The 6,433-nt window shown below is 55.6% G+C and carries 4 protein-coding genes and 1 tRNA gene; 1 reads left to right on the top strand and 4 read right to left on the bottom strand.

Translation table 11 applies throughout. The features are described from left to right. Both GXX82_15015 and GXX82_15010 read right to left on the bottom strand, forming a co-directional pair. The coding region (locus tag GXX82_15015) for a DEAD/DEAH box helicase (GenBank protein ID NLT24349.1) at nt 1–2,138 on the bottom strand (2,138 nt) is incomplete at its 3' end. Nucleotides 2,139–2,713: 575 nt separating this feature from the next. Further along, nucleotides 2,714–4,855, bottom strand: a complete 2,142-nt coding sequence (locus tag GXX82_15010; protein NLT24348.1) for a hypothetical protein — start codon at nt 4,853–4,855, stop codon at nt 2,714–2,716. A 92-nt stretch (nt 4,856–4,947) separates the two neighbouring features. Between GXX82_15010 and GXX82_15005 the strand changes: the two genes are divergently transcribed. Continuing rightward, nucleotides 4,948–5,148 carry a hypothetical protein gene (locus GXX82_15005; protein ID NLT24347.1) on the top strand — a complete coding sequence of 67 codons (201 nt, stop codon included), beginning with the start codon at nt 4,948–4,950 and terminating at the stop codon, nt 5,146–5,148. A 338-nt stretch (nt 5,149–5,486) separates the two neighbouring features. On the opposite strand, the gene GXX82_15000 is transcribed toward GXX82_15005, so the two are convergent. Together GXX82_15000 and GXX82_14995 are read right to left on the bottom strand one after the other, a co-directional pair. Beyond that, a complete protein-coding gene (locus GXX82_15000; GenBank protein ID NLT24346.1) occupies nt 5,487–5,927 on the bottom strand; it encodes a helix-turn-helix domain-containing protein in 441 nt (146 codons plus the stop codon). A 408-nt stretch (nt 5,928–6,335) separates the two neighbouring features. Next, nucleotides 6,336–6,409 (bottom strand) — tRNA-Phe (locus GXX82_14995). Between the last annotated feature and the right edge of the window lie 24 nt (nt 6,410–6,433).

Below are 6,433 nucleotides of genomic sequence, written 5' to 3'. Positions count from 1 at the left end.
TGGGTCTTGGCGAGCCCTTCGAGCGTCGAACTCGTGATCTGCCTGAACCGCTCCGCCTCGGTCTCATCAACGATCCAGGAGATGATCTCCTGTACCCCAAGACTCTGGGCATACATCTCCCGGAGCTTGCGTTCGATCTGGTTTGCGGGGAAGACATCGCCAAGCACGTTAAAGATCTTCCCTGTTCGCTCGGGGTCGAGATCATCCTCGATCATGCTGATCCGGGTGAAGAGTTTGTCCATGACCCTGCCTTCCCGGGTATTCAGAGCCACGAAATTGTATACCAGGCAGTCCTTCTCCTGCCCGTACCGATGGATACGCCCCATCCGCTGCTCGAGCCGGACCGGATTCCAGGGGATATCATAGTTGATCATGAACCAGCAGAACTGCAGGTTGATACCCTCGCCAGCAGCCTCGGTCGCGACCATCACCTGACAATCGTCCCGGAACTCCTTCTCCGCGTACAGCCGGGAGTCCGGCGTATTACGGTCGCCGATCTTCATCCCGCCGTGGATCTGCGTGACCGTAAGTCCCCATGAGCGGAGCTTCTCGACGAGATAGACGAGCGTATCCTTGTGTTCGGTGAAGATGAGCAACTTCATCTTGGGATCGTGGAAGATGCCCTCGTGGGTCAACTGCTCTTTGAGCTTGACAAGTTTGGTCTCAATCTCTCGTTCTTCGAGACGTTTTGCTATTGTGACAAGCCTGGAGAGATCGGAAATATCCTCCCGGAGATCCTCCGGCCTGTGCGAGATGACTGTCTCCTCAAGATCTGCCAGCACCCGCTCCCGTTCATCGTCATAGAGATCGGCCATGATCTCCTCTTCGCCGCCGAACCGCTTGTCCAGTTCGCGCTGGAGACGCCGGTCGATCTCTTTCTTCCGATAGGCCTCGGGATCCCGGAGGATCTCTTCACGCTTGTTGCGCATCCGCTCAAGTGTGCAGCGTACCGCATAGATGCTCGAGGCAAACCGGCGCTGGAGCATCGCCATCGTGAACCCAAGCGCCTTGCCGCGGATGGTACCGTCTGCCGCAGCTCTGACGGACTGCTTCTCGACGTATGCCGTCAGGTGGTCATAGAATTCGACCTCATCGGCATCGAGATCGAAGGGAATCGTGTATACGTTCCGTTTTCTGAAGAGATTGGTTACTTTTCCCGTCTCCGGATCCGGGAAGTTGACGAGCGCCTCTTTCACCCTTCTGAGATAAAATGGCGCGTTCCGTGTCTTCGTCGCTCGATCTAAACTCTCGATATCCCCGTAGACGTCCTTGTCAAGCAGTGATAGGAAGAGACGGAAGTTCTCCTTATCCCCTTTATGGGGCGTCGCCGTCATGAGCAGATAGTGATCAGTCATCTCGGAGAGTTCCTCCCCAATCCGGTAGGCAAGCGTTTTGTTGTCTTCGGAGGAGGCACTCATTTTGTGTGCCTCGTCCACGATGATGAGATCCCACCGCTTTGACTTCAACAAACTCTGCTGTGCATCTTCAATACGCGCAATCCAAGGAAGCGAGGTGACAACCTGATCTCGCTCATCCCAGGGATTCGATCCATACGCCGCACGGAGGATCTCACCTCGCACGACACTGAAATCCTCCCGGAATTTTTCCTTGAGTTCGCGCATCCACTGGAAGGTGAGATTCGCGGGCGTGACGATCAAGATACGCTTGACAAGACCGCGGATCTTCAACTCCTTGATGAGCAGACCTGCCATGATCGTCTTTCCGGCACCGGGATCATCGGCCAAGAGAAACCGTATGCGCGGCAGTTTCAGGAAATAGTCATATACAGCTTCCAGCTGGTGGGGGAGCGGATCGATCCGCGCTATTGAAAGGGAAAAATATGGGTCATATTCGTATGCAAGACCTAACCGCCGCGCTTCAATTCCAAGCCGAAATTTGTGTGCGTCACCATTGAATGATTCATGCTCCGGGAACACTTCGATCAGGTCGAGGTGTTGCGAGCCAAGAAAGCGGATATAGGCCTGCCCGGAGTTGCGACCCCTTCCCTCTACTTTCAGAGAATCCCCAATCGGCCTTACGGTCAGAACTTCAACGTCTTCGGGGAAAAGAGATCCCTCCTTTATGATTGCCCGTGGTTTTATTATGCTGAAAATGTCATTCGCATGCAGGTCTGCCATAATACAACAGATGGAAGGTTCAACTTGTGTAAGAAGAGTCTTTCGAATCTTCCCTGGGGTGAATTATGTTGCATATGCAGAACAATAGTTTCTGAGAGCAAACCTGTGGCCCAATACATTGGAAGGTGGGAGGCTGGCAACGATTTCCGCTCTGGGCAGTAACCTGGTATTTTTTGCGCCTCCTTATATGCTGACACTCTTCCAGATGCTCATGATTGCCTTTCTTTCAGTGGTGTAGGTAATGGGGCCTGCGGTGCGACCTCCCCTCATATCATCTCTATGGGGGACGATCTGGAAAGAGAGGGTAAGAATAGGGCGAATAAGGAGATCGCTCAGCAGGGGCGCAGGAGAGTGGGAACCAGTACGGGGCCGGGCCTTCTTGTTGATTACGAGAGATCTTTCTTCCGCCCCTCATCAACCAGGGCGCTCCGGAGAATGGGTCTCGACATGAGGTGTGAACTTGCATCCTCTCCAGTGTGAACTGTCAGGGGTGTCAGGGGTCTGGAGATTTACTCCCTATTATTCCGTACATTGCTCTCCCTCTCTCTCTCTCGCACGTGCGTGAGGGGGGGTCATTACCCCTGACACCCCTGACGCGTAGCGCTTATGGTGGCGTTCGTAGCACCTCCAGGCTTGTACTGGCTGGTCGATTTCCAGACATACCCTCGGAAAACTTGCCTCCTCTCCCCCTTAACCATCACTCTGGCCGGTGCAAAACCGTACCTGAATACACACTTTGCGAACATCTCCAGGTTCGTGGGCACCTTTGATTGATTCACGCTCTCGGTTCTGGCGAAGTTCAGGAAACCGCGGTATGCGTCCTCCTTCTCAACAACCCCCTTCCCATCGTGGTTCAGGTTCTCCGTGATGAATTTGTAGATGGGATCCGCGTTCGTCTGCCAAACATCCCTGACCTCGTACGCGCTGGAGCGCACCAGCAGGCTACCACTCTGAACAATCCTGATCATGGTACCAATCACCAGATTCAGAAACGCTGAGCTGTTTTGTGGGGTCAGAACACGGTCGTACCAGCTCGGGTCCACCTCGAAGAGATTTGGAAAGGTGAGGTATTCCCACCGCTCCCAGAACGCTGCATCGTTTTTTACCCGATCCGGTGTCTCCGGGGGGCGGTTGCAGGTGAATAGGTGGACGCAGAATATCCGCGCCCGGTACGCATCTATCCCCTTCCGCTCAACATCATGCCAGTCAAACCCGGTCAAGGTTTTGAGGACGGTCGAATTCTGCATTGGAACGTCATCCAGGTCGTCATAGATGTTGAACATCTTTCCCTCCATAGATGCGAGGCAGAACCTGTCCTGCCCAATCCTTTGCAGCATGACCCGGGCAGTGTTCTCATCCCCGAATGTTCGCCGGAGCAACTCAATGTATGAGCTCTTACCACCGTTTGTGTCACCGTGGACGATGTAACTCTTCTTGTAGGGCTTCCCCATGACAGTTGCCTGAAGGAGGGCCTGCGCAGGGATTTGCAGTAGCACCTCGTAGTTCCCCTCGTCAGCCCATGACGATAGCACCTGAATAATCTCTGTCGGGTCGGCCTCGGGGTTGTAGGCCACTGGTAGCCTGTATGTGTAGCGGTTCTCTGGGGAGTGCGGCTCCAGGGTCCGAGCACCGGTCTCGTAGTCGATGACCACCACGCCGTTCGCGCAGGGTATCCCAGGGTTTTGGTTGAATGGGTATTCCCGCGTAACACGCATGTCGGTGATGTGCGACACGATCTCCCTCTTCGCACTGGAGATCTTCCCGGTAAACTTGCACTGCTCAGCTACCTCCTGCGTCATCTCCTCCACGTCACCGTCGTTCGCGCGGTATATTCCGTGCTCGGTGTCGTAGATGTAGATGGTACGGCGGTACGAGACGCACCGGAGTTCTTCGGCGACATGGTCAGCAATCGCCGAATAGTTTAGAAGGACTTCCCCACCCCTTGACGTTGTGGAGAACCGGGCTATAAACTCGTTTTCGCTGCGCCGCTCTACCTCTACCTGCCGTCGCTCCCACGCCTCCCGGACCCGGTCTGACCCGGCGGTTTCGTGTAGCCATGCCCTGAGATCCTCGATGGGTATAAACTCGCTATTCTGAGGTGGACGAACGTGGTACTCGCGTTCGAGCGTTTGGATCCAACTGTAGATCTGATCCGCCTCTAGGGCGTCGATCTGGGCGTTGGATATGAGGGTCCATCTCGCTGGCGGGACTTCAACGACCCCTACTGCCTCTGCCTCCTGCCCCACACTGGAGCCTTGTTCCGGTTCCGGTTCCGGCTCTGTCTCTGGCGTCGCGACAGGTGCGGCAGATGAGGGCTCCCCAGCCCCCTGGTCACCGGGGATCGGATCCTCCTCCCCTAGCCGGCGCAGGAACCGGGCCAACGCCACCGGCAGGATATACTGCGCGTCCCGAACCGTCAGCGGGTCCGTTGTGACCGGAGCGTCGTCCCCGGGCAGGTAGACCTGAATCCCTGGGTAGGGGTCCCGGGACAGGTCGGCCCCATCTCGCCCCTCCAGGCGGAACCACAGCGTCCGCGTCCAAGCCGCGGTTTCATCCGCCGGGACGTCGGTTCTGGTCCGCCGGACTGCGTCCAGGATCCACCCTGCCCAAGCGGGGCGCCCCTCTTGGCGATCCAGGGTCGCTAGGGTATCGTGGAATCGTTCTAAGCCCGTTTGAGACTCCAGAATCAAAACGCAGAATGGGTGTGGCAGGATCACGGCAACTGCCTCCGAACTTGTCTGCAAAATTCGTAAATCGCCCAATATACCCGCTTTCGTTCGGCCTGGCACCCGCGCTGGAGCCCGGCTTGGTGGAGGGCACTCGCGACCGTATCCAGATCCCCGTCGTAGGTCGCCCGCTTGCCGGTGCGGGGGTAGACGACCTCGATGGCGCACCCGCCGCGCCGCCCGAGAGCGATCCCCACGACGGCGAACGGGGAGATTTTTTCGGGGACACCGTCCGGCCCTGTCCTCCAGATTCCGGCGGCATGGCCGGGGCGCCGGCTGGATAGATACCGGACGTATCGTCCGCCCCTGATCGCCGCATCGACGGGCCAGGGGTCGCGTTGTGGCGAAAATGTTATGTGTTCCGCAGGCGAAGCGTTAACTGAACCGAGGGGTTCTGTAGGTGTCCGCCCCGGGGTGGGGGCGGACGCGAACTTTTGCATGTTATTTTCTCCCTACTAAACTTGCTCATTATGAGTCTAATTGACTAAAATGACCTCTCCTGAACCTCTATTCAGATAGATCTGAGCTACGAGGCGGTGGAGTTCGGGGAGCGCGCGAAGTTCTGAGTGGGTCAGCCGGATCGGATCTGGTCGGCGGACCGCGGCTTTTTTGCCTGTGAGGGTCAACTACGATCACCGCCGCGCTGGCCGGTGTTCGCTGGTTGGTGTCGGTGGATCGTGCCGGGGGCGGGTTGGCTGTGGCAGGTTGCCCCGTCCCTGGTGGCGCTGGTATCTGTTGTTCCTGGGCTGGTGTTCGATAGCCACCACGCCCCTGTTCGGCGGGCGTAATCTATCAGATCTGGTTTAGAAATCCTCCAGCAGCCTCTGACCCGAACCGCGTGAATTTCTCCACTCTGGACCAGCATGTACGCAGTCGTCAGCGAAACGGCTAACGCCTCTGCAACGTCTGCGACCGTAAACAAGGTTGTCGTTTTGTTCTGCACGTCTTTTACCCCCGCTACGCGAGTGGTTAGAATATCGTGTATCACAGGTTCGTCATTAAGATATGGGGGGAATGTGTTCGGGTGGTGCTGGTGGCGGAATAATGGATTTAAAGCAACCATTAGTAAAATTGCCCCTTTATAATGAGATTATGAAAAATTCTGCATGTGCATTTTTCTTGTATTTTTTTTATATTATTGCACATGCTCAGGCTGGTTCTTTGTGGTCATTTTACCCTAATTTGACTTGGGTTGAGGTTTTATCTGATTAATAAAAAAGATGATTCATACCTTGGGATATTTTAATGACAGTGATCAGATCTCTCGTCATCAAAATCGTGGTGCGCCTGCGGTAATATCTGAATCGGGCCGTTTTGATCCCGTCTTTCAGTACAATCGCATTAAATCAGTCCGACGGGTAACCTTGACCAAGTTGGGAGGAGTGTCGTACGATGAGGTGACGCGGCGAGCGCGCTGAAAGCGAAAACAGAGCAAAATGCGGGCTCAGGAATTGAAACAGAGATTAAAATATGCCCCCGCCCGGATTTGAACCGGGGACAACCAGATCTTCAGTCTGGCGCTCTCCCAGTCTGAGCTACAGGGGCTTTCTGCCTAACAATGTAGTCGTT

Source organism: Syntrophorhabdus sp. (assembly GCA_012719415.1).
Lineage (GTDB): Bacteria > Desulfobacterota > Syntrophorhabdia > Syntrophorhabdales > Syntrophorhabdaceae > Delta-02.
This window is presented reverse-complemented; position numbering and strand designations above follow the sequence as displayed.

Excerpts from the sequence above, each read along its gene's own strand:
- GXX82_15000 (NLT24346.1), bottom strand. The coding sequence starts at position 5,927 with ATGGTTGCTTTAAATCCATTATTCCGCCACCAGCACCACCCGAACACA.